General features: G+C 41.0%; 20 protein-coding genes and 2 pseudogenes. 7 read left to right on the plus strand and 15 right to left on the minus strand.

Annotation, left to right across the window (positions count from 1 at the left end; genetic code table 11):
• Positions 1–83 precede the first annotated feature (83 nt).
• From AC6CIB_RS06685 to AC6CIB_RS06700, 4 genes are read right to left on the minus strand one after another with little or no spacing between them, the layout of a single operon-like run.
• On the minus strand, positions 84–1,019 hold the full coding sequence (locus tag AC6CIB_RS06685; protein ID WP_498278998.1) for a hypothetical protein: 936 nt from the start codon (positions 1,017–1,019) through the stop codon (positions 84–86).
• Positions 1,016–2,110: a hypothetical protein gene (locus AC6CIB_RS06690; RefSeq protein ID WP_498279000.1), complete on the minus strand. Its 1,095-nt coding sequence runs from the start codon at positions 2,108–2,110 to the stop codon at positions 1,016–1,018. The genes AC6CIB_RS06685 and AC6CIB_RS06690 overlap by 4 nt, the downstream gene beginning before the upstream one ends.
• Before the next feature lies 1 nt (position 2,111).
• Entirely contained in the window at positions 2,112–2,558 is a 447-nt protein-coding gene (locus tag AC6CIB_RS06695) for an anti-sigma factor (protein ID WP_498279002.1), read from the minus strand.
• Complete coding sequence (locus AC6CIB_RS06700; protein ID WP_498279004.1) at positions 2,555–3,088, minus strand: sigma-70 family RNA polymerase sigma factor; 534 nt, start codon at positions 3,086–3,088, stop codon at positions 2,555–2,557. The genes AC6CIB_RS06695 and AC6CIB_RS06700 overlap by 4 nt, the downstream gene beginning before the upstream one ends.
• A gap of 432 nt (positions 3,089–3,520) precedes the next feature.
• On the opposite strand from AC6CIB_RS06700, the gene AC6CIB_RS06705 reads away from it, so the two are divergent.
• The 6 genes and pseudogenes from AC6CIB_RS06705 to AC6CIB_RS06730 all read left to right on the plus strand — a co-directional run bounded on the left by AC6CIB_RS06705 (position 3,521) and on the right by AC6CIB_RS06730 (position 9,307).
• On the plus strand, positions 3,521–3,952 hold the full coding sequence (locus AC6CIB_RS06705) for a hypothetical protein (protein ID WP_498279006.1): 432 nt from the start codon (positions 3,521–3,523) through the stop codon (positions 3,950–3,952).
• A gap of 126 nt (positions 3,953–4,078) precedes the next feature.
• Positions 4,079–4,338: pseudogene (locus tag AC6CIB_RS06710) on the plus strand (carbohydrate ABC transporter permease); the annotation flags it as partial.
• On the plus strand, positions 4,289–4,471 hold the full coding sequence (locus AC6CIB_RS06715) for a hypothetical protein (RefSeq protein WP_498279008.1): 183 nt from the start codon (positions 4,289–4,291) through the stop codon (positions 4,469–4,471). The pseudogene AC6CIB_RS06710 and the gene AC6CIB_RS06715, both read left to right, overlap by 50 nt.
• Before the next feature lie 17 nt (positions 4,472–4,488).
• Positions 4,489–5,088: a substrate-binding domain-containing protein gene (locus tag AC6CIB_RS06720; RefSeq protein ID WP_498279010.1), complete on the plus strand. Its 600-nt coding sequence runs from the start codon at positions 4,489–4,491 to the stop codon at positions 5,086–5,088.
• A 398-nt stretch (positions 5,089–5,486) separates the two neighbouring features.
• On the plus strand, positions 5,487–6,062 hold the full coding sequence (locus tag AC6CIB_RS06725) for a TetR/AcrR family transcriptional regulator (protein ID WP_498279012.1): 576 nt from the start codon (positions 5,487–5,489) through the stop codon (positions 6,060–6,062).
• A 77-nt stretch (positions 6,063–6,139) separates the two neighbouring features.
• Complete coding sequence (locus tag AC6CIB_RS06730) at positions 6,140–9,307, plus strand: bifunctional cytochrome P450/NADPH--P450 reductase (RefSeq protein WP_498279014.1); 3,168 nt, start codon at positions 6,140–6,142, stop codon at positions 9,305–9,307.
• 223 nt (positions 9,308–9,530) lie between these two features.
• On the opposite strand, the gene AC6CIB_RS06735 is transcribed toward AC6CIB_RS06730, so the two are convergent.
• From AC6CIB_RS06735 to AC6CIB_RS06770, 8 genes and pseudogenes are all read right to left on the minus strand, one after another.
• Complete coding sequence (locus AC6CIB_RS06735; RefSeq protein WP_498279016.1) at positions 9,531–13,841, minus strand: bifunctional 2',3'-cyclic-nucleotide 2'-phosphodiesterase/3'-nucleotidase; 4,311 nt, start codon at positions 13,839–13,841, stop codon at positions 9,531–9,533.
• 206 nt (positions 13,842–14,047) lie between these two features.
• The gene (locus AC6CIB_RS06740; RefSeq protein ID WP_498279018.1) at positions 14,048–15,871 is read right to left on the minus strand and encodes a hypothetical protein; all 1,824 of its coding nucleotides are present in this window, start codon (positions 15,869–15,871) and stop codon (positions 14,048–14,050) included.
• The gene (locus AC6CIB_RS06745; RefSeq protein ID WP_498279020.1) at positions 15,864–16,946 is read right to left on the minus strand and encodes a glycosyltransferase; all 1,083 of its coding nucleotides are present in this window, start codon (positions 16,944–16,946) and stop codon (positions 15,864–15,866) included. The genes AC6CIB_RS06740 and AC6CIB_RS06745 overlap by 8 nt, the downstream gene beginning before the upstream one ends.
• 205 nt (positions 16,947–17,151) lie before the next feature.
• Positions 17,152–17,313, minus strand: a complete 162-nt coding sequence (locus AC6CIB_RS06750) for a hypothetical protein (protein WP_498279022.1) — start codon at positions 17,311–17,313, stop codon at positions 17,152–17,154.
• A 40-nt stretch (positions 17,314–17,353) separates the two neighbouring features.
• A pseudogene (locus tag AC6CIB_RS06755) lies at positions 17,354–17,777 on the minus strand (extracellular solute-binding protein); the annotation flags it as partial.
• A gap of 262 nt (positions 17,778–18,039) precedes the next feature.
• Positions 18,040–18,906 (minus strand): AraC family transcriptional regulator, encoded by an 867-nt coding sequence (locus tag AC6CIB_RS06760; protein WP_498279024.1) that lies wholly within the window; start codon positions 18,904–18,906, stop codon positions 18,040–18,042.
• Positions 18,907–19,023: 117 nt separating this feature from the next.
• On the minus strand, positions 19,024–20,469 hold the full coding sequence (locus tag AC6CIB_RS06765) for a DEAD/DEAH box helicase (RefSeq protein WP_498279026.1): 1,446 nt from the start codon (positions 20,467–20,469) through the stop codon (positions 19,024–19,026).
• Between the two features lie 436 nt (positions 20,470–20,905).
• The gene (locus AC6CIB_RS06770) at positions 20,906–21,106 is read right to left on the minus strand and encodes a cold-shock protein (protein WP_064094055.1); all 201 of its coding nucleotides are present in this window, start codon (positions 21,104–21,106) and stop codon (positions 20,906–20,908) included.
• A 285-nt stretch (positions 21,107–21,391) separates the two neighbouring features.
• Between AC6CIB_RS06770 and AC6CIB_RS06775 the strand changes: the two genes are divergently transcribed.
• Complete coding sequence (locus AC6CIB_RS06775) at positions 21,392–21,637, plus strand: hypothetical protein (protein WP_498279028.1); 246 nt, start codon at positions 21,392–21,394, stop codon at positions 21,635–21,637.
• 94 nt (positions 21,638–21,731) lie between these two features.
• Here the strand turns inward: AC6CIB_RS06775 and AC6CIB_RS06780 are convergent, their stop codons facing one another.
• The 3 genes from AC6CIB_RS06780 to AC6CIB_RS06790 form a co-directional block, all read right to left on the minus strand.
• Positions 21,732–21,932 carry a cold-shock protein gene (locus tag AC6CIB_RS06780; RefSeq protein ID WP_060671790.1) on the minus strand — a complete coding sequence of 67 codons (201 nt, stop codon included), beginning with the start codon at positions 21,930–21,932 and terminating at the stop codon, positions 21,732–21,734.
• Positions 21,933–22,184: 252 nt separating this feature from the next.
• Positions 22,185–22,331 (minus strand): DUF3934 family protein, encoded by a 147-nt coding sequence (locus tag AC6CIB_RS06785; RefSeq protein ID WP_082386265.1) that lies wholly within the window; start codon positions 22,329–22,331, stop codon positions 22,185–22,187.
• Between the two features lie 94 nt (positions 22,332–22,425).
• A complete protein-coding gene (locus AC6CIB_RS06790; protein ID WP_498279030.1) occupies positions 22,426–23,190 on the minus strand; it encodes a MerR family transcriptional regulator in 765 nt (254 codons plus the stop codon).
• Between the last annotated feature and the right edge of the window lie 10 nt (positions 23,191–23,200).

Genomic DNA, 23,200 nt, shown 5'->3' on the forward strand with positions numbered 1-23,200 from the left:
GCCAACTAAAGAAAAAACCTCCAAATTAGCTTTATTCCAATTGATTTACAAGCGGAATGATGGAAGATTTGGAGGTCCGTCCCTCAGTTCTTGATAGATACATTTACTTGATCGGAATGGGAGATGGTGATGGTGTGTTGTCCGCTTCCTAGTTTGAGGGTGGCGGATTTGTTTGGGATTCCTTCGTTATTTACGTCAGTGTTGGATACAGCGGTTTGTTCTGTATATTGCCATTTAACGTACTCCCCTTGAATGTCCCCTACGTTTTCGGCATTGATGGTCAGGTCCTCCGATGAAGCGAGAACCAGATTAACCCCCGCTGAGCTTGATACTTCCCATGAGCTTGAAATGGTTCTCGGCTTTAATGTAACTTCATTGTAGTCACTCGAGATTTCAAGGGACTTGGTTCCCGGGATGACGAGTGTAGCATCCAACTCTCTCCCTGATTGCATCCAGCCATTGGAGTCGGGAAGCCTTTTCAATGTGATATACAGTGTGTCTCCTTTTTGTGCTGTCATCAGATAATCTCCTGGATTTGAAAGTGATGATTTCCCTTTTGTAAAGGAAGAACGATACGTACCAAACACACTTACTTCTTTATCCTTAACAGTTTCAACTGTTATTGGATAATGACTGGAATCAACGACGATCCGCTTCACTTCATCACCAACCTGATGGCTATAAGCAGGAAGGTCCGCTGTCTTCACTTCAGAATCAAAAAACATTTGCATTTGTCCGATCAATCCCGTTGCATGCAGAACGGTAAATCCGATTCCCATCGTCCCAATGACAGCCACAAATATAATACTTAAAAAATCATATTTCAGTACCGGTTTTTCCTGCTTGGATAGATACAAGTATACTAAGATTTCTGAACCCAATACGATCAACAGCACTGGCCACCAACCTGCCAGCACATAGGCTGAATTCCATTTTAACAGCTGTGAAAACAGTAGGAAAATTCCCAGGAACAGCAGGGATGCCCCCATTGAAATGGATCCGACTCTCCAAGTTCTCATTCTGATACCTCCTCTTTTGAATGGGCTTTTTTACTTCCGGCCACCAATTTGATTCCTCCCCCTATAAGAAGAAGGCAAACCATTCCCGGCTGGATATAGCTATACATCACATGATAAAGATCAATTCCATAAGTCTCTAAAAACGGTAATGATAGGGGCATAAGGATGTTCGTAGCCAAGTAATACACACCAAGCAGCATCAATCCGATTCCCACCCACTTCTGCTGATTGATTAAGTAAGACACGATCGGCGTATCTTCTAAAGGTTCCTTTCCGTGCTTAGATGCCCGTTGCAATCCATCAAAAAAGCTGTAGAACCAGATGATCGGAATTAAGAATAGAAAAATCCCTAACCGAAGTACGTCTAATATATATATGGAGAACAAGAACACTGCCATAAGCTGAATTCCCCGTCGCTGATAACCAAGGTACAGATGTCCCGCTCCAGGAAACATCGATAAAAATGTGGCGAATGCCTTACTCTTTCTCCCACCTTCATGCTGGGCTTCCAAGTCTTCCAATACAGACCGATCCGTCAGCACTTCACCTGCCTGCTTTTTATTCAATAATTGCATGGTGTCGAAGAAGTTGTATACCCAAACCACCGGGAGAACGATCAAGAATACCATAAACTCCCCTCTACCCGTCATCGCTGTTACAAACAGAATCATCGCAGCTACTCCGAGGAACGTTGCCAGAAATGTGACACCACGGTTCATCAGTCCCAATTGGAAATGACCGAGCCCTGGTACCATGGATAGGATGATGGTATAGAAGCGTTCGGTGCTCAGCTGCCCTGAATCACTTTCTACCACCGGTTCTCGTGATGCTTCATTCGCTTTCAACATTCTTGATGCTACAAGTGCCGTATTAACGATACTGATGAGATATAATAGGAACGCAAACCCAATGGTGATAAAAGCAAAACCATCCCAGTTCAACACTTCCGCTCCCACGAATGCAACGGGAAATGACGCAAGCAATACCAGTAAAAACAAAACCCCTCTAAAAACCTTCCCTAAATACATCAATCCCACACCGGGTATAAAAGCCAACAAAAACGCTATGATTGGATTCTTCTTTTTATCCATCTTACTCTGCCTCCTGTTCTTCTATTTTTTCAACACTATCCAGTAAAGCCGTTGTTTTATTTAAAATATTTTTTGTAAAGGAAGGTTGCTGATTTCTTTCAAATTCAGTCGTGATCTTCGATAGTTCACCAAAAATACCAGATGCCATCAAAATCAGGGTCATCGCCGTAGCCAGCACATAATGAAACACCTTTCCCTCATACCACTGTTTCTTGACTGGCTTCATCACGGGATTCCTTTCAACCGGAATTCGCTCCATCACCTCATCTGTAAAGAGGGACGGACCTTCAATGGAAGGAAGCTCATCTTGAACCGTCTCGATTGCTTCCATATAAAGACTCATGCATTGATCACAACAGTATAGATGCTCCTCGTACTCGGTTCGCTTATTATCATCCATTTCATCTCTGACGTAATTCTTCCATTCTTCCAACGCAATATGACTCATATGAAATCTTCCTCCTTCCAATGCTTCCGCATCCAAAGCCTTGCCCGGTACAGCTTTGTTTCAATCGTTTTCACCTGCACATGCTGTTCATTTGCAAGCTCCTGATAGGACTTTTCTTTTATGTAGAATCCTTCAATCACTTCTCTGTACGTTTCGGGAATATCTTCTAAATGACTCAACACGAGCTGCTTTTGTTCTTTTCTTAGTAATCGTCTTTCTACAGCATCCTGTGACTCTTTCACAGGGAGCTCGTCGACCAGCTCTTCCTTCTGTCTTGCCTGCCTTCGTTTACAATCAATGGCATGGTTTACCGCAATTCTCGTCATCCATGTCCTGAACCCTTGATGCTCGTACTGAGGGAGAGAGGTATAAATCTTCATCCACACTTCCTGTGATGCATCTTCAGCATCTTTCCGGTTTCTCAGAACACCGTAAATGCATTTAAAAACATACTGTTTATGCATTTCGATCAACATCCGAAACGCATGCTCACTGCCATTCTTCGCCTTTTCAATTAGCGGATCCACCAACCTCTCTCCCCCTTTCTTGTGGTCTCATATTAATAGACGAAAGAAAATGATGAATCCCTACAGTTTTTTAAAAAATATTTTTTAGTTGGTGGTGTCTGGTACATTTGATTGAATTCGTAGCTGATTACGGCACATAACTTCACGGTTTGAGATTTCGCCGTTAAATGGATTTCTCCTCAACTCAACAGGAGATGACAAGCCACAAAGTGCTGGTTCGATATTACCCCTGAATGCCATCGTTCGCTGAAATATTTGAAATTCCGCTGATAAAATTCGGATTTCGCTGATATATTGAAGTCGGCTGATAAACCAGTTGATTTCGCTGATATAATGACAAGGTCCAGAATTTCGCTTATTTACCACTTAACACAAAATCTACATTCCTGATATACTCTTAAAGTACTTATCTTCATAAAAAAGTGAGTGGATATAATGAAAGAAGGCATTACCTCAATAGTGGAGATCATCAATAACCTCCACGACATGTTTATTGTGTTGGCGAGTGATCTCGGTTTCACCCTTACGGATAAAGATCTGCATTTTTGGATTATGGGCATCATCGGAATCTCCGTGTTCTTTTTTGTATATATTGCGTCTAAGATTCTATCGAAGCTTAAGTTCGGAATCACCGCACTGGCTTTCTTCTATACCTTGACCTTCATGTTTGTGTTGGTCTTTGCGATTGAAATCCAGCAGGCGATCACAAACCGGGGGCAAATGGAGTTCATTGATGCCATCGTTGGTTTGTGGGGATACATTGTTTTTTTCCTCATTTACATTGGATTCGCAGCCATTACTCTACTGATTAAGTTTTTCTATCGAAAGCTTTCCCGGAACAAAGAAAAGACCTTGGAAAGGGATTAGGGGCTTTCCCCGAAGTAATTCAAATTGCTCGGCTGATTTATCATAAAAAAGAAACCGAAAGATCCTAAATTCACTTTTTTTCCTATTAAAAAAGGAGCAAACGCCATATGCGCTTGCTCCTCTACTATTTCATCTTACATAAATACTTTAATTCTCATTTGGATGATTTCAAGCCATTTAAACCTGAAAGTGAAGTTTTGCAAATTCCACCTACCTTGTTCCCAGAGAATCCTACATTGGAAAACTATCTTAACCTGTTTGAAAGCATGAACTTGGGTGTATATTTGAGAAATACCCTTGTGATCGTCTTATTTTCTTTTTTAGGATTATTCTTTAATGCCATGGCTGGCTATGGATTTGCAAAATTTTATTTTAAAGGAAACAAGAAAGAAAGTATTGGATGCAGCAAAGCAATTGAACTATCAAAAGAACGGACTCGCATCCGATTTAAAACGAACAAACACGAATACCATCGCCTTGATCCTGAGTGATTTATCAGGCTCTTATTATTCTGATTAATTAAAGGTGTCCAGGATGTGACGTCTACTAATGGGTATGATCTCATAGCCTGCCGCTCAATTGGCGGTGCCCAGTCCACAGCTATTAAATTTTTGAGAGAAAAGCGAGTCGACGGTGTGATTATCTTAGCCCATAACATCACAGATGAAACGATATTGGAATCCACTCGAGAAGGATTCCCTATCGTCGTGTTAGACCGAGATATTAAACATGACTATGTTCTCCAGGTGGAAGTCGACAATGTCGAGGGTGCTTTTCAAGCAACGGAACATCTGATAGAGAATGGTCACCGTGATATTGCTTATATCAGCGGTCCATATAACTCCCACGATAATGAACTTCGTTTCCAAGGATTTAAGCATGCCCTTGAAAAACACGGCATCAACTATCGTTCTAAATGGAAGACATCAGGTGGATTTACACGTGAAGGCGGATATAAAGCAACTAAAATGCTCATTGCCCAACAAGATATTCCTCAAGCGATCTTTTACGCCAATAATGAAATGGCCATTGGAGGATTACAAGCTCTATCTGAAAAGAAAATCAGCGTTCCAGAAGATATTTCGATTATCGGATTCGATGATATCCAACTGGCAGAGTACGTATCCCCCCTTTGACAACAATGAGACAGCCGAAATACGAAGCCGGCGCACTCGCTGTTCATCTAATTTTTCAGAAGCTGGCTAAAGAGGAAGTCGATCCTTATTATAAGTTGACGACTGAATTAATAGTGAGGCGCTCAGTGAAGGAGAATCGTTAGAATGTAAAGCAAACCCGTTAAGATGGGTTTGCTTTTTTTCGTCGTGTAACACCCTTCATATTGCAAATAACACTTCTCATGACACCTATCCAACTCCTATCCTAAAGTGACACTTACTAAAACCTTCTCCACATCCGTTAACAAAACCTTCACAAATATTGGGTACATTGTGTGATTGAGATGGCATTTTACTGGGTATACAATGAGTAGGAATGAATATTCATTCCGTATTAACCCATGAAAGGCTGAATCCTTATGGCAACTGCAGTAAATAAACGAGACAGCATTATATCAAGCGCTTTGGTTCTTTTTGCTGAGCGTGGATATGACGCGACTACGATTCCAATGATTGCGACATCGGCAGGAGTTGGAGCTGGTACCATCTATCGTTACTTTGAAAATAAAGAAGTGCTTGGCAACAAGCTTTTTCAAGAGTATGTAAGGATATTTACAGAAACTCTTGAAAATGAATTCCCTTATGATGAAACCATTCGCGATCAATTTCGTCATATATTTCAAGCCATGATTCTATTTACAACAAAGCAAAGCCATGCACTTTATTTTATTAAAACACATAGCAGTGCCCATTTTTTAGACAACGCAAGTCATGATAGCTTTCAAGGACTCCTGGATATCCTAAAGAATTTCTTTGATTCAGGAAAAGAGAAAAAAGAAATTAAGGAGCTTCCTTCCTCCGCTTTGATTGCAATCGTTTACGGAGCGTTTCTTGAGCTTCAACGATTGGTACGTATTGGGGAGCTAGAACCGGAAGCAAAACTATTAGAACATGTAGAAGAAAGTATGTGGGACGCTGTACGGTTACATGTATGAGAAATGAATTGTTTCTCATACACCAAACGGAATGAACGTTCATTCCGTTATAAATCTTTTAAAAGAGGTGCTATTTAATGACAAATTCAAACCAACTTCCGCAGCCAAAGACGTATGGGCCCCTCGGCAGTTTGCCGGTCATCGATAAAGACAAACCTCTTCAATCCTATATGAAGCTTGCAAGGGAGCTCGGCCCAATCTTTCAGTTTCAATTTCCAGGACGTATCAGTACGTTTGTATCGAGTGCCTCCCTTGCTGAAGAAATTTGCGACGAAACACGATTTGATAAGAAAGTCGGCCCCGCCCTGCAAAAAGTAAGAGCATTTGGCGGCGACGGCCTTTTCACAAGTGAAACGACGGAAAGTAATTGGAAAAAGGCGCATAATATCCTGCTTACAAGCTTCAGCCAGCAGGCAATGAAAGGCTATCATGCTAAAATGGTCGATCTCGCCACCCAACTTATTCAGAAGTGGGCTCGCTTAAATCCGGCTGATGAAATCGATGTTCCTGAAGATATGACTCGCTTAACCTTGGATACGATCGGTCTCTGCGGGTTTAATTACCGCTTTAACAGCTTTTACCGGGAAAACGGCCACCCATTTGTCGACAGTATGGTTCGGGCAATGGACGAAGCCATGAGTCAAACGCAGCGGCTTGGTGTTCAAGATAAATTGATGGTTAAATCTAAAAAACAATTCAAGGAAGACATTCAATACATGTTCACTCTGGTTGATGAATTGATTACGGAACGGAAACAAAATGGTGATCAGGGTGAGGATGATCTACTCTCTCATATGTTAAAAGGGACCGATCCGGAAACGGGTGAAGTGCTGGATGATGAAAACATCCGTTATCAAATCATCACGTTTTTAATTGCAGGACACGAAACAACGAGTGGACTTCTATCGTTTGCCATTTACTTTCTCATGAATAATCCGGAAAAATTGAAGAAAGCGCAGCAAGAAGTGGATGAAGTGCTGGGTGACGACGTTCCAGACTATAAACAAGTGAAGAAATTGAAATATATCCGCATGGTGCTTAATGAAGCTCTTCGTCTATGGCCCACCGCACCGGCATTTTCTGTTTATGCGAAAGAAGACACGACGCTAAACGGGCAATACAATGTTAATAAAGATGATGTTTTCACCCTTATTATTCCAGAGCTTCACCGTGATCCATCTGTTTGGGGAAATGACGTGGAATCGTTTATACCAGAGCGTTTTGAGGACCCGTCTTCGATTCCATATCATGCTTACAAACCTTTCGGAAACGGGCAGCGCGCCTGCATCGGACAGCAGTTTGCTCTTCACGAAGCGACCCTTGTTCTCGGAATGGTTTTGCAACACTTTGACCTGATTGATCATAAAGAATATCAATTGGATGTAAAAGAAACCTTGACCCTCAAGCCAAATGGTTTAACGATGCGCGTTTCACCCAGGAAACCGGTCATATCCTTTACCGCTGCACCTTCGGAAGAAGTGAAATCTAAAAAAATAGAAACACAAGCTTCTGTCAAGTCGTCTCATGGTACACCATTGCTTATTCTGTATGGATCAAACATGGGAACAGCTGAAGGAATCGCCCGTGATCTTGCTGAAACAGGTCGTCAACAAGGCTTTATAACCGAGGTTGCTCCTTTAAATGATTATACGGGTGGGCTTCCGACAGAAGGAGCGGTTCTCATTGTCTCTGCTTCCTATAACGGAAATCCGCCGGACAATGCGGACGCATTCGTTTCTTGGCTAAAAGAAACGGCGGAAGGAACACTGAACGATGTTCGCTATGCGGTATTCGGATGTGGCGATCACAACTGGGCGACTACGTACCAACGCATCCCTACCTTCATTGATGAGCAGATGGAACAAAAAGGGGCTCATCGCCTGTCAAAAACCGGTCATGGTGATGCAAGCGACGATTTTGAAGGAGATTACGAGAAATGGTCGGATGCTCTTTGGCCAAATCTAGCAAAAGAATTGAATATTGAACTTCATCAAAACGGTCAAGAAAGCAGCTCGATCACGATGAATTTTGTCAGTGATGTTAGTGACACACCACTTGCTCGCACTCATCATGCTTTTACATCGGTGGTAAGTAGAAATATTGAATTGCAGCATGTGGGAAGCAGAAGGAATACAAGACATATTGAGTTGACTCTTCCAGAGGGTGTAGATTATCAGGAAGGAGACCATCTTGGGGTGCTTCCCCGCAATCCAAGCGCTCTTGTTGAGCGAGTGCTCAGTCGATTCAACCTGAACGGCGAAGACTATGTCCAACTCACTGGAGATCCAGGAAAAGCAGTCCACCTTCCAACAGAGAAGTCAGTGAATCTTAAGGAATTACTCTCTAATTATGTGGAATTCCAAGAACCCGCTTCCCGTTCGCAAATCCGGGCACTTGCTGCTCACACGGTATGTCCTCCCCATGTAATGGAGCTTGAAGAGCTATTGGAGGATGAAACATATAAAAGAGAAATTCTCGGTAAACGAATCACAATGCTGGACCTGGTGGAAAAGTACCTTGCATGTGAAATTCCGTTTGAAGGGTTCCTGCTTTTACTCCCAGCACTAAAAGCAAGATACTACTCGATTTCAAGCTCTCCCCTCTACAAAGAAGGAAAAGCGAGCATCACGGTCAGCGTCGTTCGAGGAGAAGCATGGAGTGGAAATGGAGAATACAAAGGAATTGCATCAAACTATCTGGCAGAACGTTCCGAAGGCGATAAGATAGCGTGCTTTATCTCTACACCTCAATCGAACTTCCAGCTTCCGGAGCAAGTCGAAACACCAATCGTCATGATCGGACCTGGAACAGGAATTGCACCATTTAGAGGATTTATTCAGGCTCGCCGCATTCTTAAAGAAAAAGGAGAAACACTGGGTGTAGCCCATCTTTACTTCGGCTGTCGCAATCCACAACATGATTTCTTATATCAAGAGGAATTGGAGAAGGCCGAACAAGAGGGAATCGTAACTCTTCACACGGCTTTCTCAAGATGCCCTGGTAAAGAAAAGACATATGTCCAGCACCGATTGGCGGAAAACGCTGAAGTTATTCTTCCTTTGCTGAAAGATGGCGGCCGCTTATACATCTGTGGAGACGGTGGTAAAATGGCACCCGAAGTGGAGCACACCTTAGTAGAAAGCTATATGCATTTCTATCAAACAACGAGAGAAGAAGCTACCGCATGGCTGGGATCACTTGAAGAAGATGGTCGATATGCCAAGGATGTTTGGGCAGGAGCGTAATGAAAAGGAGAGCAGCGGACCTTTGTTTGGTTTGCTGCTTTTTTGTGAGGCTGCAGGAAATCCCCGGATCATTTAGAGGTGCTATTGATTCCTTAAGTGCCTGGCACTTCCCCCATCCCTATCAAACATTCACGCTACTTATCTCCAAAACCCTTAAATGCCCCACTACAAAACAACACACCAAAAAAAGCACCGCATTATTCCGGTGCTTTCCAACAAACTTTTACTTATTAACCTTCGTAATACGCCCTTCTTCAACAGGATCTACTGTCCCTTGTGCTTTAATGTATGAAACGAAAGCTTCTAAATCTACGATATCAATGACTTGATTCTTACCCTCTAATAGAACCGTGTATCCGTCACCACCACCTGCCATAAAGTTGTTCACCGTAATTGAGTATGTTTTGGCCAGGTCAAGTGGTTGATCTTCTCCAGTGGTAACAGATTGGATTCTGCTTCCTTCAGGTTTACTGCTATCATATGAGACCTTCAATCCAGAAATCTGTAAGATTCTTGGTGCATTAGGATCTTTCGCCCATTGAGACTCGAATAGTTCATAGACCTGCTGTCCAGTCAGATCCATCGTTACAAGATCATTACCGAATGGCTGAACAGTGAAAGCTTCTTTCCATGTGATTTCACCTGCATCAATTTCTGCACGGATACCGCCTGGATTCATAAAGGCAAAGTCTGTTCCTGTATGACTTCTCATAGCATCTGCGATCAGATTTCCCATAGCAGACTCGCCATCAGGATTTTGATCCCTGCTGATTCCTTTTGTTGTATTCCCAATTTTCACATTCAGGATAGGTGCAACATCTGCAAGATATTCATCCAGCATTTCTTTAATCCCGGCATCTGGCGTGATGGTTCTGACGGCAGATACGATTTCCGCTTTTTTCGATGTGATATCCTTGGAAGCCGGGTCAATCACGAAATCCACATCCGAAAACGCTGTACCATAAGAATACGATTGAACAAGAAGCTTTCCATCCACAATCGTATTTGCATACTGATGATTGTGTCCACCAAACATAATATCCACTTCATCGTCTACCTTTGCTGCGATATCAGCCAGTTCTTCTGTAGGGTTGGATCCATCAGTGTTTGATTTCACCGGGTTATGGGAAAGGACGACAATCGCCTCTACACCCTTTTCTTTTAGTTCTGCTGTATATTGGTTAATCGCTTCGACTTCATCTGTAAATGTTACTCCCGCTGTTCCGCTCGGTGTGACAATTCCAGGTGTATCAGAGAAAGCAATTCCGATAAATCCAACTGGAACTCCGTTAACCTCTTTTACCACATATGGAGAAAGAATCGGTTCTTTCGTTTTGCTATCCAATACGTTTGCCGCTACATAAGGGAAACTCGCCCCTTCAAATACCCCATATTTAGAGTAGGTTTTGGAATGTCTTCCGCCGTCGATCAGGCGCATCATTTCATCTACACCTTCGTCAAACTCATGGTTTCCTACAGTTCCTACATCAAAACCAATTTCATTTAGCATTTTGATGGTTGGTTCATCCTGTAATAACGCAGATACTGGAGAACTTGCCCCAGCGACATCTCCTGCATGCACTATTAGTGTGTTAGGATTCGTTGCTTCACGTTCTTTTAAATGGGCTGCCAAATATTCAATTCCACCAGCATTCAAACCCTTGTTATACGTGTCCAACTGACCGTGAAGATCATTGATGCCTAATAATTGAACTTCAAATGGTTCTTCTGCAGGAAAATCAATCTTGTATTTATGGAATCCATTTGTACCTTCTCCGACATGATGAATATTCGATGTTTGCTGAGCAAACGTTTTTGCTTCTGGAGAAGACTCAAATGTGACATCAACATTTCCAGAGATCGGTGCAAACGTCCAGTTCTTATCGGCAGTTGGGTTAATCGTTTTGTTTTTAATAATGTAGTTCATGACTACTTGACGATTCTCGTCTGGTGAAACATAGATTACTCGTTTCCCATCAGGATTTGCAAGCTTAGTAAATGAAGCACGATAGTTATTCGTTGCCACGACAAACTTCTGATCTTCTTCTACCGGCTTACCATTAAACATTAGGTTTTTCACACGACTTGCTCCTGCATTAATGACGTTCCCGGACTGATCATATTTAGCAGGCTTCGTTACATCCACTTCATAAGTCACGCCATCGATCGTATCAAAGTTGTAAGCTTGGAAGTCCTTATTGATCAAAGTTTGTTCCTCTGTTTTCGTCGGATCGATTTGATTAAAGTTTCCTGTTGTCCATTCGATATATTCTTTTACTTGCGCACCCGTTAAGAGTAACGCTTGAACCGTATTTGGATACTTGTAAAGGTCAGATACGTTTTTAATCGTCACTGTTCCTTTAGGAATGTTTGTGTACTCACCGGCACCATTTCTTCCAGCTTTAAAAGGGGCTGCAGAAGAAAGGACAGGAAGGTCTTCGTATTCAGTTCCTTTTAGGGCATGCTCTACATACTCTTTTTGAGCGTTGCTGACAATTTGTACGGATGGATCATCTTGTACCCGGGCAAAGAAGCTGTGAATAGGTGCTTCCGTTTGACCTACTTCACCATTTATATATTGAATGGTGCTGTCATGGGAATCTTTTAAGACATCAACCATTTCTTTATCCGCTGCTGCTCCTGTTGAAGAAATAACTTCCGATTGAGAATCTTTCACTTTCCATTTACCATTAATCTGTTCCAGAGTTAAGTCAATGACACCAAGTGTTTTTCCATCAACATTCGCTTGAACTGCAGCCACACCATTGATTGTTCCTTTTTTATTATCCACGCCTTCAAGTGAGTTGTAAGAAGCATCTCCCGGGAAGGACAGGTGAGTGTGCCCAAATAATATCGCATCGATTCCGTCTACTTCACTTAGTGGATACACGGTATTTTCTTTATTGGACTTATCTTTGTCAAAGCCTGAATGAGAGAGAACAACAACCACTTCTGCTCCATCCTTCTTCATTTTCGGAACCCATTTTTCAGCTGACGCAACTACGTCCTCCGTCACAACTTTACCTTCTAGATTCGCTTTATCCCATTGCATGATTTGAGGAGCTACGAAGCCAATGACACCGACCTTGACCGTTTGCTTGTTCCCTTTTTCGTCGATGACTTCTTTGTCCACGATTTTATATGGTTTTACAAGGTTTTCATCATTTGACGGGTCCTGATCATGATCATCTTTATACACGTTCCCTGACACATATGGGAAGTTAGCGCCTTTAATACTATTTTCCAAGAATTCTAACCCATAGTTGAATTCATGGTTTCCTAGAGTTGCAGCGTCATAATCTAATAAATTCATCGCTTCATAGATCGGATGCGTTTCGTTTTCGATTAATCCTTCAGTTACGGCATTTTCTCCACCTAGAATGGATACGTACCTGCTATCAACCAATTGCTTCGCAGCATCAGTCATGGCATTTTTCTCAACTAAAAGGACAGGAGCATCGTGCTTGGCTGCGAGAACTGATCCCGTTAATCCATCCACGAAGTTTCTTCCTGTTGTGACAAACACTTTATCGGTTACTGTATCTAACTCAGTAGCAATTTTGAGTGACGTTTCAAATCGATTTTGACCGAAAATCCGCAATGGGTTTTTCAGTTGTTTTTCAACTTTTTCACTAATAACTCCAGGTCCACCTACAATGATGGTCTTATCTTTCCCTTTAAGAGATTCAGTTGTCGTACCTGGTACACTATCCTTTTTTGTTAAAAGAATCGGATACCCATTCTTTGCAGCATATGGTGCTATGGCAATGGCATCTGGGTAGTTGGATCCATCTGCAAGGATGGCGGTATCCGTGTTTCCGCCAACTTCCTCTGCAATCATAGAGGCTGTCTCATAGCGATCAGAACCTTGGATTCTCTTAATATATAATTTCATCTTGCTTAAATCACTTTGTACATCAGCGGAAACGGCATTTTTCCCACCTAAAATAATCACTTTTTTCGCACCAAGACGTTTGATTTCTTCCTTTGTCTTAGCATTTAAGCTCTTCGTACCCGTCAATAGAATCGGAGCATCCAAGTGATAAGCCAATGGCGCTCCCGTTAAAGCATCGGCAAAATTATCAGAACGTGCGATGACTACTGTATCAGACTTCGCCCAGCCTTTTTTCGATACCTCTACTGCCGTTTCATATCGATCATCACCTGATAAACGATTCACAAATGTTAAGGGATCAACCTTAGCTATAAAATCAGTAAATGGATTCCCTTGAAGCAGGTCACCATTATCCAGCAGTAAATTATTCGGGTTTTCTTCCCGTTCTTTTTTGATCAGAGTTGAAAGGCGAACAAGTCCGTTTTCAACTGGTTTATCAGAATAATAGTCATGATCCATTAAACTTCCATGCACATCGGTTGTTTCCATTATTTTTAATTTTACATAAGCATCATTCGATAACACATTTGTTGGCGCTTTTTCTGCCGAAACGGTCCCCCCTACCGGAGAAGCAATCATACCTAAAGCTAAAGTTGACAGAGCAATACTACTTAACTTCTTTTTCACTCCACTGTTCAAACTATTCAACCCTCTCAAAATTAATATGTAAGGAACAACCCAGATCTATTAATCAGCCAAATAGACTCATTTATTATTCTAATCTGAATTATCTAAGACAATTATACTTCGAAAAATGTCATTTACTATTATTTTTTTACAATATTTAATAAATTTTATAAAAAAAAGAAGACTATGAACCTATAAAAGGATCATAGTCTTCTTTATCAAATAGGAGTAAGTGTCCACTCATCATCTTCGAACAGAACTTTATAAACTCCTTCAGGATTATCCATGTCTATATAGTTTAATAACCATTCATTTATCTCTTTATCAGAGTCCAATACGACTAAGAAGTCTGATTTCTTGAGGCTTGTAAAGAACTTTTCTTTTTCTTCCTCAGAACTTAACCCGTTCGTGATCGAATAGTTCATAGATAGCTGCTCATATGAAACGATATATTTCAAATAACCTCTATCATCTTTACTCTCCGGGCTATAGTAAGTCACCTCTGGATCAATGACTCCCGTTGAGGCGATCTTGCTAAATTTGTTTTTTACTTCCCATCTGATTGTGGAAAACGTTTCCGGCTTTTCAGCAATCACTTTAACATTTCCACTAAACGGATATATGAATAGCCCCCCCAGAAGAAACAGGGTAATCAATTTAGAGATTGGCCTCTTGTTTAAATAATGGGCCCACTCATGGATGACAGCTGTCATTAATATACCCAGGATATAGATAATAATCGTTGATTGATACCTGCCGAAACCGGCAATTCTTGCTGCCTCAAATTCCGGCATTAAATACACATACATGAAATAGAGAGAGAACATGTACAGAACGTAAAAGCCATTTGAAATTAAAATGGAGAAAACCAACAGCTTGGATATTTTTCTTTTAACTACATACATCAATACCAATAGGATGAAGGCAATTAAATTTACAATAACGACAGCTTTAAAGTTATTCGATTCTAAATTTGTAGATGCCTTCCATAACTGTGGGCCAATATGATCCATAAACTCTGAGGACTTTTCATTATTCGCGACCTTACTCGGTGTTACCGCAAACTTGTTTGCACCGTAACCCGTTTGGTAAGCTTTAATGGTGTATTTCAACCATAAATAATTCAGGAATATTGGAATCCCAATCAACCACAATAAAGCATTATACACAATCTTTCTTACATCTTTCGTAAGTCGTTTCTTATGTAAGGTATAGTAATAGATAAAGCCTAGAATAAGAATCACATTGAATACCAGAAAGATTTTCCCGCTATCTTTAAGAAGCATAAGAAGGATCAATATGGGTGTATTCACAATCAGCTGCCTTTTCCAATCATCTCTATAATAATACGCTACAATAACCGAGGCGAAAGCAACCAGTCCTAATACGATATCCACTAAAAGGTTATAGAAACTCCCCCAATTGACAAGCAATAGAGATATACCTGCAGCCATCGTTAAAAGAATTACTTCAGGTCTCTTCCATTTACTAAAAAAGTACATTGTCACGACACAAGAGATAGCTAAAAATGCCTGTGCCATTAATGTATAACTTTCATGTTCCCCTAATATTTCCAATACAAAATAAATAAACACTGCACTGCCAGGAGGATAGTTTTGAAACGTCACAATCGTCGAACTGTCAGGTAAGCCATTGATCAGAGACATTTCCCTCACAATTAATCCCCAGTGGCTGAAATTATCATAGTGGGTTAAAATCAACCCCTTCAAATAAATCATCATAGCAAGTAACGAAAGGGCAAATACAATGATACTTGGATGAAGCATCGGCATTAATGGTTGTTTTCTTCTAAAAAATAGAAAAAAGTAAATAACAAAAAGAATAAGCCCCGAGTAGTAAATGAGATTTACTGCTAGAGGCATAATATTAATTAAACCTGCACAAAACACAACTGTAGTTATAGATGAAAAGATAAAGATAGGAATAAAAGCGATATGCACTTTTATTCTATTAAAAGAGAGAAGTCCCCATCCGCTTAAGGAGGCGAATAATAATAAAAATGAAACAATGCTGTTACTCATTATTCAACAGCTCACGACGACCAACTTCATTTTTAAAAACCCATTCCCTTTGAATCACAAAACTTACCAGGAACAACAAAGAATCCACGATTACCTTAATGACTACCTCTCCAGAACTTACAGCCGAATAAATATAATGTACCCCCAGCGCTGAAATCCCCATCTGCACGATACTCAGGGCATAATATTTTACCATCGTATTCGATGAACTGGATTTAAATACTACGTTTCTATTAATCATAAAATTAATGAACGAAGATAATATCCTTGCCAACACAGTTGAGACAATGATAAATGAATCGGGTAACACCTCTTTTAACATCAATGAGAAAATCATGAATAAAACGATATCTATCCCAAATGAAGCAAAAGAGGATGCAATGAACTTGAGGAACACCGAATAGATTTTGATAGAATCTTTAATGGGATTGAAGTGGGATGATTTATTTTCTTCTATATAAATCGTTTTAATCTTTACTTCTTCTATCTTTATATTCTTTTTCTTGCATTCCAGCAACATGTTCATTTCGTATTCATAACGATCCCCCTTCACCTCGAGCAGATCATCTACAAATAATGCAGGAATTCCTCTCAATCCAGTTTGTGTATCCGATACGTTGATACCGCTGGCAAATTTCACAACTACCTTTGTGAGGTTATTCCCGAATCTGCTTCTAAACGGAATATTTTCTTCTGAAAAATTCCTTGACCCTAATACTAAACTAGTCGGACTTTCCATTAATTTAGCTGCTACTTTTTTCATATCCTCCAATGTATGTTGACCATCCGAATCAATCGTAATGAGACCTACAGAATCGTTATAATTCTCATTAAAATATGTAAAAGCCGTTTTTAGTGCCCGACCTTTTCCTTGGTTCAAACTATGGTGGAGCACCACACATCCATTCTTTCTTTCTAACTCTTTAAAAATACCGGAACACTCTTTTTTACTTCCATCATTTACAATAATAACTCGTGAAAATTGAGCTGAAATAATTTCATTTACTAAAATAGTCAATTTTTCATCTGGGTTATAGGCAGGAATGATGATGGCAATATCATTTATGGATTTCATTGTATTTCCCCCCAAAAATTTCAATCTATCCCACTATATCTAAACCAACTGCAAAATTCAATAAAATAACAATTTTTTTATAAAAACTAGACAATTAAGAATCGTGAACATACTCCTTCCTCTCACAATACCCAAACTACACAATTTCACACCTTTACAACTCTGGGACGAGGGAACAGGCACCGTGTCCCACATAAGGTAGAGTCTACTCTTGACTGCCATCATTCGCTGATAAATCCATCTCTGGTGACAAAATGAACCCCCCCCACCCCACCAATATGACTCCTAACACCATAAGCAACAACCAAATCAGCAAAAAAAGCAGCAAACCCATAAAGATTCCTCCTTTTCCCTCTATTTTTTTCATATCCTTCACTCCTTTAATTCAAAAAAAGAGAGCCCCCTAAAAGAGAAGCTTTACCAGTCAGATACGAGATCAGCTCCCATGAAGCTTCCTTCTTTTCTGATGCCGCATTCATCACGTAACCAACCGTGTTGGCCATTGTCCCTTTTTCTCCATTGATGGTCGGTAATTCAGCCGTTCCGTATTCTACATCAGGAACGTATCCGCTAAAAATGGAATCGCCCAGTTTCCTTCGATGACCATGGCAGCTTTTCCTTGACTGAACATTTTTCCTCCTCAGTTCGCTCCCACTTCTGAAGTCTGTGCAGAAGTTTTGTCTTCGTTATGCTGGTCGGTGATTGGCTGAAGGACATTGATCACTTTATCTGAAGCAAAGTTCGCTGATCGTCTTTCACGACTTCCCCACCTGTTGCCTGAGCAATATGGTAAAAACGAGCGAGTTCCGGAGCCACTCCAAATCCATAAATCCATCTTTCGTAAATGGACCACAGATCAAATCGAGACGTGGCGACATCCAACAAGACGCTGGTTGGGCCTATCTTTGAATGTCTGAGTTCGGTGGTAAATTTGAGATTTAGCTGATAAAATCAATATTTCGCTGATAAATCACTCATTCCTTTAAGAAGCCTTACCTTCAACCATTCCCTCCACCTTTTTCTCAGATTTCCCCCTATATGAATCCTACATCCTAAAAAAGCAGCGAATTCGAATGAATTCGCTGCTTATTCCTTACTTTTTCCTGACCGGTATCCATATCTCACTTCTAAACGCATCCGACCCAACATCCTTACTCTCATTCCACAACATCTCTGGTCCCTCTGCTTGTTCATAGCTTGAAGACGGGAACCATTCAGCATAAATCCGCCCCCACACATGTTGCAAAGTGTCTGGAAATGGTCCGACCGCTTCGAATACAGCCCATGTCAGATCGGGAACATCAAGTTTCGATAAGCCATCAGGACATTCCTCTGTTGTTGTAGCCCCTATATAATGATCGAGCTCCCCTTTTTCCTCCATTCTGCCTTCGGAAAAATTGACGGATGCACTAACCAATCCTTGTGGTTCTACATTTGACATGCTCTTAAATCTCTTGATCATTTCCTCGTCCAAGCTCTGCCACATGGCTGCAATTTCAGGATTCACCCCATTAAAGATGATTGGCACCCGTTTCATGATACCTACAATGGAAAACGGTTCTTTCTCTACGATTCGATAATTCATTTCATTGCCTCCTCTGATGGATAACTGGAAGGTCATAGGTGGAAATGCTTTGAGTGAATGGCCCCTCGCTTGTGACGGAGTGATTCCATGGATTTTTTGGAACACTCTCGTAAAGGAATCGGGTGAAGAATAGCCATATTTCATGGCAATATCGATTACCTTTACGTCGCTGTTTTGCAGTTCAAGGGCTGCCAGGGTCAAACGGCGGCGCCTGATGTATTCTGATAAGGGAATCCCTGCAAGGAACGAAAACATCCGTTTAAAGTGATACTCCGAGCAATACGCACGCTGGGCCACTTTTTCAAAATTGATTTCATCAGTTAAGTTCTCTTCGATGTACCGTAAAGCGTTATTCATTTTCTTCAATGAATCCATTTCGACTACCTCCTTCCTCAATAGAATAGCAAGAATGAAAGAGCGCAACCCGACTTATCGTGCTCCAATCTGCAGGATGTAAAAAAGAACCTCCTCTTATGAGAAGGCATTGCAACATTATTTTCTCGCTTCATGTACCTTGAGCATTTTTCCTTTTACCGTGGTTTTCTTCATCGCATGCAATACCAGTGGCCCTTTACCATTCAAAACCTCCACATAGGAAAGGTTCTCCTGAATGGTGATGATCCCGATATCGTCAGCGCTCACTCCTTCGATTTTCGCTATTGTTCCGACGAAATCGACCGCCCTGATTTTCTTTTTCTTTCCGCCATTGAAGTAGAGCTTCATGATGTCTCTGTTCAACTGCTCAGACTTGTCTGATTTAAAATCAGGTTCCGTGTCTAATTTTCGTTCAAAATCCGCCTTTGCTTTTACCACTGTGTCCTGTGACGGCGGCTGCAGCTTTGGAATCGTAAATCCGATATAGTCTTCAATCTCGGCAAGGAATTTATCTTCATACGGTGTGCAGAAGGTGATCGCCTTTCCTGCAGAACCTGCGCGGCCCGTTCTTCCTGTCCGGTGAACATAACTTTCTTTCTCCATGGGGATATCATAATTGATGACGTGGGTAATATTTTCGATATCAATTCCACGCGCCGCCACATCGGTTGCGATGAGATACCTGAATTCCCCTCTTTTAAACTCATCCATCACTTCAAAGCGCGCTTCCTGAATCATACCGCCATGAATTTTATCCACAGGATACCCTGACTGATCCAACTCATCACATAATGTATCCACGTTTTCTTTTGTTCGGCAAAAAATAATGCAGCTATCGGGATTCTCAACGGTTGTCACGTTTTTCAAAAGAGTCAGCTTGTCATCCTCTTTCACTTCAATCACGGAATGATCAATCTTATCTGTTGTAATACCTGTTGCCTTGATTTCAATATGAACAGGTTTCTTCATATATTTATGGCAGAGTGCTTCAACATCCTCCGGTAATGTAGCAGAGAATGTCAACGTTACCCGGTCTGTTGGCAACTCCTGAATAATCGCTTCCACCTGTTCGATAAACCCCATGTTCAGCATCTCATCAGCTTCGTCGATCACAAGGTACTCTAACTTATCCAGTGGAAATGTTCCTTTTTCAATATGATCGAGGACACGACCGGGGGTACCGACTACGACATGATTTTTCTGCTTAAGTTCAAGCTTTTGTCGATGAAAAGGAGATTTTCCGTACACTGCAGCCGCTTTGATTCGCTTATAACGTCCGATGTTCGTGATATCTTCTTTTACTTGAACCGCGAGTTCACGGGTTGGCGTTAGGACAAGGGCTTGAGGCTTATTCTCTTCCCACGCCACCATCTCACAAATCGGAATCCCGAAAGAGGCTGTCTTACCGCTTCCTGTTTGAGAACGCACAACAAGATCCTTCTTCTCAAGGGCCAATGGAAGCACCTTGGACTGAACCTCGGTTGGAGCTTGATACCCTAAACCAGATAGAGCCCTTACAATATCATCACTAAGCTTATATTCCCTAAATTGTTTTATACTCATTTTAATACCTCATTTACTTCTTCTATTAGTCTTATTCTCATAGGAAAGTGTCGATTCTATTCTATGGAAAAATACCCACTGCAAATTCTTTTCAAATATCTTTAGGTATTCTACCAATAGTGTGTTATGCTTTACCTAACCATTTTTAACTTGTAACATGTTGTCTCCGGGACCGACGAACGCTGTCGGTCCCTTTTTATATCCAAAAGCGGAGGCGGCTTGCACAGCCCCGACAAGCATAAGATGAATTGGCCGGAAAGGCGCTCTTTGCCTTTTTGGCCTGTTTGACTTATGACCTCGAGCCTCTAGCCGCCGGAGCTGGACGACACCAAAAGCGGAGGCGGCTTGCTCAGCACCATCCTAAATAATTCACACTTTCATCTATTCCCCACAATAAAAAAAGGACCCTCCGAGAGAGTCCCTTCATCAAAAGCTATTACGCTTTGTTTACGTTAGTCGCTTGAAGTCCACGTTGACCTTGCTCAGTGTCAAATGTAACTTTTTGACCTTCGTCTAAAGATTTAAATCCTTCGCCTTGGATAGCTGAGAAATGTACGAATACATCTTCTCCACCTTCAATTTCGATGAAACCGAAACCTTTTTCTGCGTTAAACCATTTTACTGTACCTTGTTGCATAATTGTTTCCTCCTGTGTGGACTTGAATCCACGATTTATTACTATCGTTGCTCAATTAGATATCAAAGGCGAAAAGTTTAAATACTTTCTTTCCTTACAGACCGAACAAAAATAATTCTTACTTAGAATAACAGATATTCTGAGAAAAAGCAAATCTTTTCCTATATTCTTCACAAACCAATGATCTTCCCCCTTCTTTCATCTTTTAACTCAACGGCTCATTCTAAAAAAACCTTTGAAAATTTACCTTTAAACTCTCCATCAGTAAAGGAGAAACCCATCCTTGTGTCGAAAGTAAAAGATAAAGGGGCTGACCCAATGAATAAAATTGGATTATTAAAAAGTTTAAATCAAGCCAGTCGCGGAAACTTCTTTTCAATTGAAATTCCTATGACTTCAAAAGAAGAAGCACAAACAATCGAAAATCTGGCAACCGAGTTAGAAAAAGAAGGAAAAATCAAAATCAGGGAATGTAATCAGAATGAATCCTCCGTTTACATTCAGGGAATCATCAAGTATGCGTTAACGTAATTGTGAAGAGTTGCCATCTACTTGTACGACAGGCAACTCTTTTTTTTGACAAATAAAAAAGGACTCTACGAGAGAGTCCTTCATCATAAAGCTATTACGCTTTGTTTACGTTAGTCGCTTGAAGTCCACGTTGACCTTGCTCAGTGTCAAATGTAACTTTTTGACCTTCGTCTAAAGATTTAAATCCTTCGCCTTGGATAGCTGAGAAATGTACGAATACATCTTCTCCACCTTCGATTTCGATGAAACCGAAACCTTTTTCTGCGTTAAACCATTTTACTGTACCTTCTTGCATGTGTGTTTCCTCCTGTGTGGACTCGAATCCACGATTTATTACTATTATTGCTCAATTAGATATCAAAGGCGAAAAGTTTAAATACTTTCATTCCTTACAGACCGAACAAAAATAATTCTTTCTTAGAATAACAGGAAATCGTAAAAAAAGCAAATACTTTTTATATTTGTTTAAGTTACACTGATTAAATCCTCAATCTACCTATATGAAAAAAGTCCATTCCCCCTAAGGAAATGGACTTGCATACTACTTCTAATCTTCCTGTTTGTTACCGTGCTTTACGCCTTTACTCGTATACGGCTTATTACTCTTCTTCTTATTCGCTCCAGCCTGCCAACGATTCCAGCCTTTCTTTCCTGTTCCTTGGCCCGTTCCGCTCTTTTTCTTTGGTTTACTCATTTTTTCACTCCGTTATGATAGGGTACGTTCTTTCTAGTTCGTCCTCATATCATAACATTAATCGGTGAAGGAGAGTACTTCTTGTTTATTCCACTTAGCTTTTCTGACCAGTATAAATGTGAATCGCGTCCCTCAAAAACTCCGCGACTCCTTCCTGCTCCGCATCATAATAAGCCTTGAACCGTTCATCGTCCACATACATTTGAGCAAGTCCGGCATGTGCTTCCTTGCTGTAATGCCCCCAGTAGAACGAGATCCATTGCTTATGGAGGTCAGCCGCTTTCTGGGCAGAATCGCTTGCGGGATCACCGGTTTGAATTGCTTCCCCTAAGGTTTGTTTAATTTCCTGTTCCAGTTTCGTGACCTTTTCATGGTCTTCCGGTGACATGTTCATGACTCTGGCATTGGATTCATCCACTGCCTTGTCACCGTATTTCTCACGTACTTCTTTTCCATACCTTTTCTCGTTATCCTCGACCATCTTTTGTTTGAATCCTTCAAACTTTTCTTTATCTGACATGGTCATTCTCCCTTCCATAACATTTATTGTTTTATCTACATTCGCAATCAATTGATCAAGCTGCTCTCGTCTAGCCAATAGTTTTCCGCGGTGTTCCATCAAAGCATTTGTTGCGTCAAAGGCAGGATCATCCAGAATATCCTTGATCTCGTCCAGTCCTACACCTAATTCTTTATAGAAGAGTATCTGCTGCAGTCGATCGACTTCCCTCTGCCCGTATATCCGATATCCTGACGAATTGGTCCTGGCAGGCTTGAGAATCTCAATTTCATCATAATATCGAAGGGTCCTCGTGCTCACTCCTGCGATCTCTCCCAGTTTCTTGACGGTATATTCCATGATTTCACCT

Source organism: Rossellomorea sp. GQ25 (genome assembly GCF_059758515.1).

Excerpts from the sequence above, each read along its gene's own strand:
- AC6CIB_RS06760 (WP_498279024.1), bottom strand. The coding sequence starts at position 18,906 with ATGGATTCATTGAAGAAAATGAATAACGCTTTACGGTACATCGAAGAG.
- AC6CIB_RS06730 (WP_498279014.1), top strand. The coding sequence starts at position 6,140 with ATGACAAATTCAAACCAACTTCCGCAGCCAAAGACGTATGGGCCCCTC.
- AC6CIB_RS06770 (WP_064094055.1), bottom strand. The coding sequence starts at position 21,106 with ATGCAACAAGGTACAGTAAAATGGTTTAACGCAGAAAAAGGTTTCGGT.
- AC6CIB_RS06705 (WP_498279006.1), top strand. The coding sequence starts at position 3,521 with ATGAAAGAAGGCATTACCTCAATAGTGGAGATCATCAATAACCTCCAC.
- AC6CIB_RS06780 (WP_060671790.1), bottom strand. The coding sequence starts at position 21,932 with ATGCAAGAAGGTACAGTAAAATGGTTTAACGCAGAAAAAGGTTTCGGT.
- AC6CIB_RS06785 (WP_082386265.1), bottom strand. The coding sequence starts at position 22,331 with ATGAGTAAACCAAAGAAAAAGAGCGGAACGGGCCAAGGAACAGGAAAG.
- AC6CIB_RS06695 (WP_498279002.1), bottom strand. The coding sequence starts at position 2,558 with ATGAGTCATATTGCGTTGGAAGAATGGAAGAATTACGTCAGAGATGAA.
- AC6CIB_RS06790 (WP_498279030.1), bottom strand. The coding sequence starts at position 23,190 with ATGGAATATACCGTCAAGAAACTGGGAGAGATCGCAGGAGTGAGCACG.
- AC6CIB_RS06725 (WP_498279012.1), top strand. The coding sequence starts at position 5,487 with ATGGCAACTGCAGTAAATAAACGAGACAGCATTATATCAAGCGCTTTG.
- AC6CIB_RS06715 (WP_498279008.1), top strand. The coding sequence starts at position 4,289 with ATGCCATGGCTGGCTATGGATTTGCAAAATTTTATTTTAAAGGAAACA.
- AC6CIB_RS06690 (WP_498279000.1), bottom strand. The coding sequence starts at position 2,110 with ATGGATAAAAAGAAGAATCCAATCATAGCGTTTTTGTTGGCTTTTATA.
- AC6CIB_RS06765 (WP_498279026.1), bottom strand. The coding sequence starts at position 20,469 with ATGAGTATAAAACAATTTAGGGAATATAAGCTTAGTGATGATATTGTA.
- AC6CIB_RS06740 (WP_498279018.1), bottom strand. The coding sequence starts at position 15,871 with ATGAGTAACAGCATTGTTTCATTTTTATTATTATTCGCCTCCTTAAGC.
- AC6CIB_RS06750 (WP_498279022.1), bottom strand. The coding sequence starts at position 17,313 with ATGAAAAAAATAGAGGGAAAAGGAGGAATCTTTATGGGTTTGCTGCTT.
- AC6CIB_RS06685 (WP_498278998.1), bottom strand. The coding sequence starts at position 1,019 with ATGAGAACTTGGAGAGTCGGATCCATTTCAATGGGGGCATCCCTGCTG.
- AC6CIB_RS06745 (WP_498279020.1), bottom strand. The coding sequence starts at position 16,946 with ATGAAATCCATAAATGATATTGCCATCATCATTCCTGCCTATAACCCA.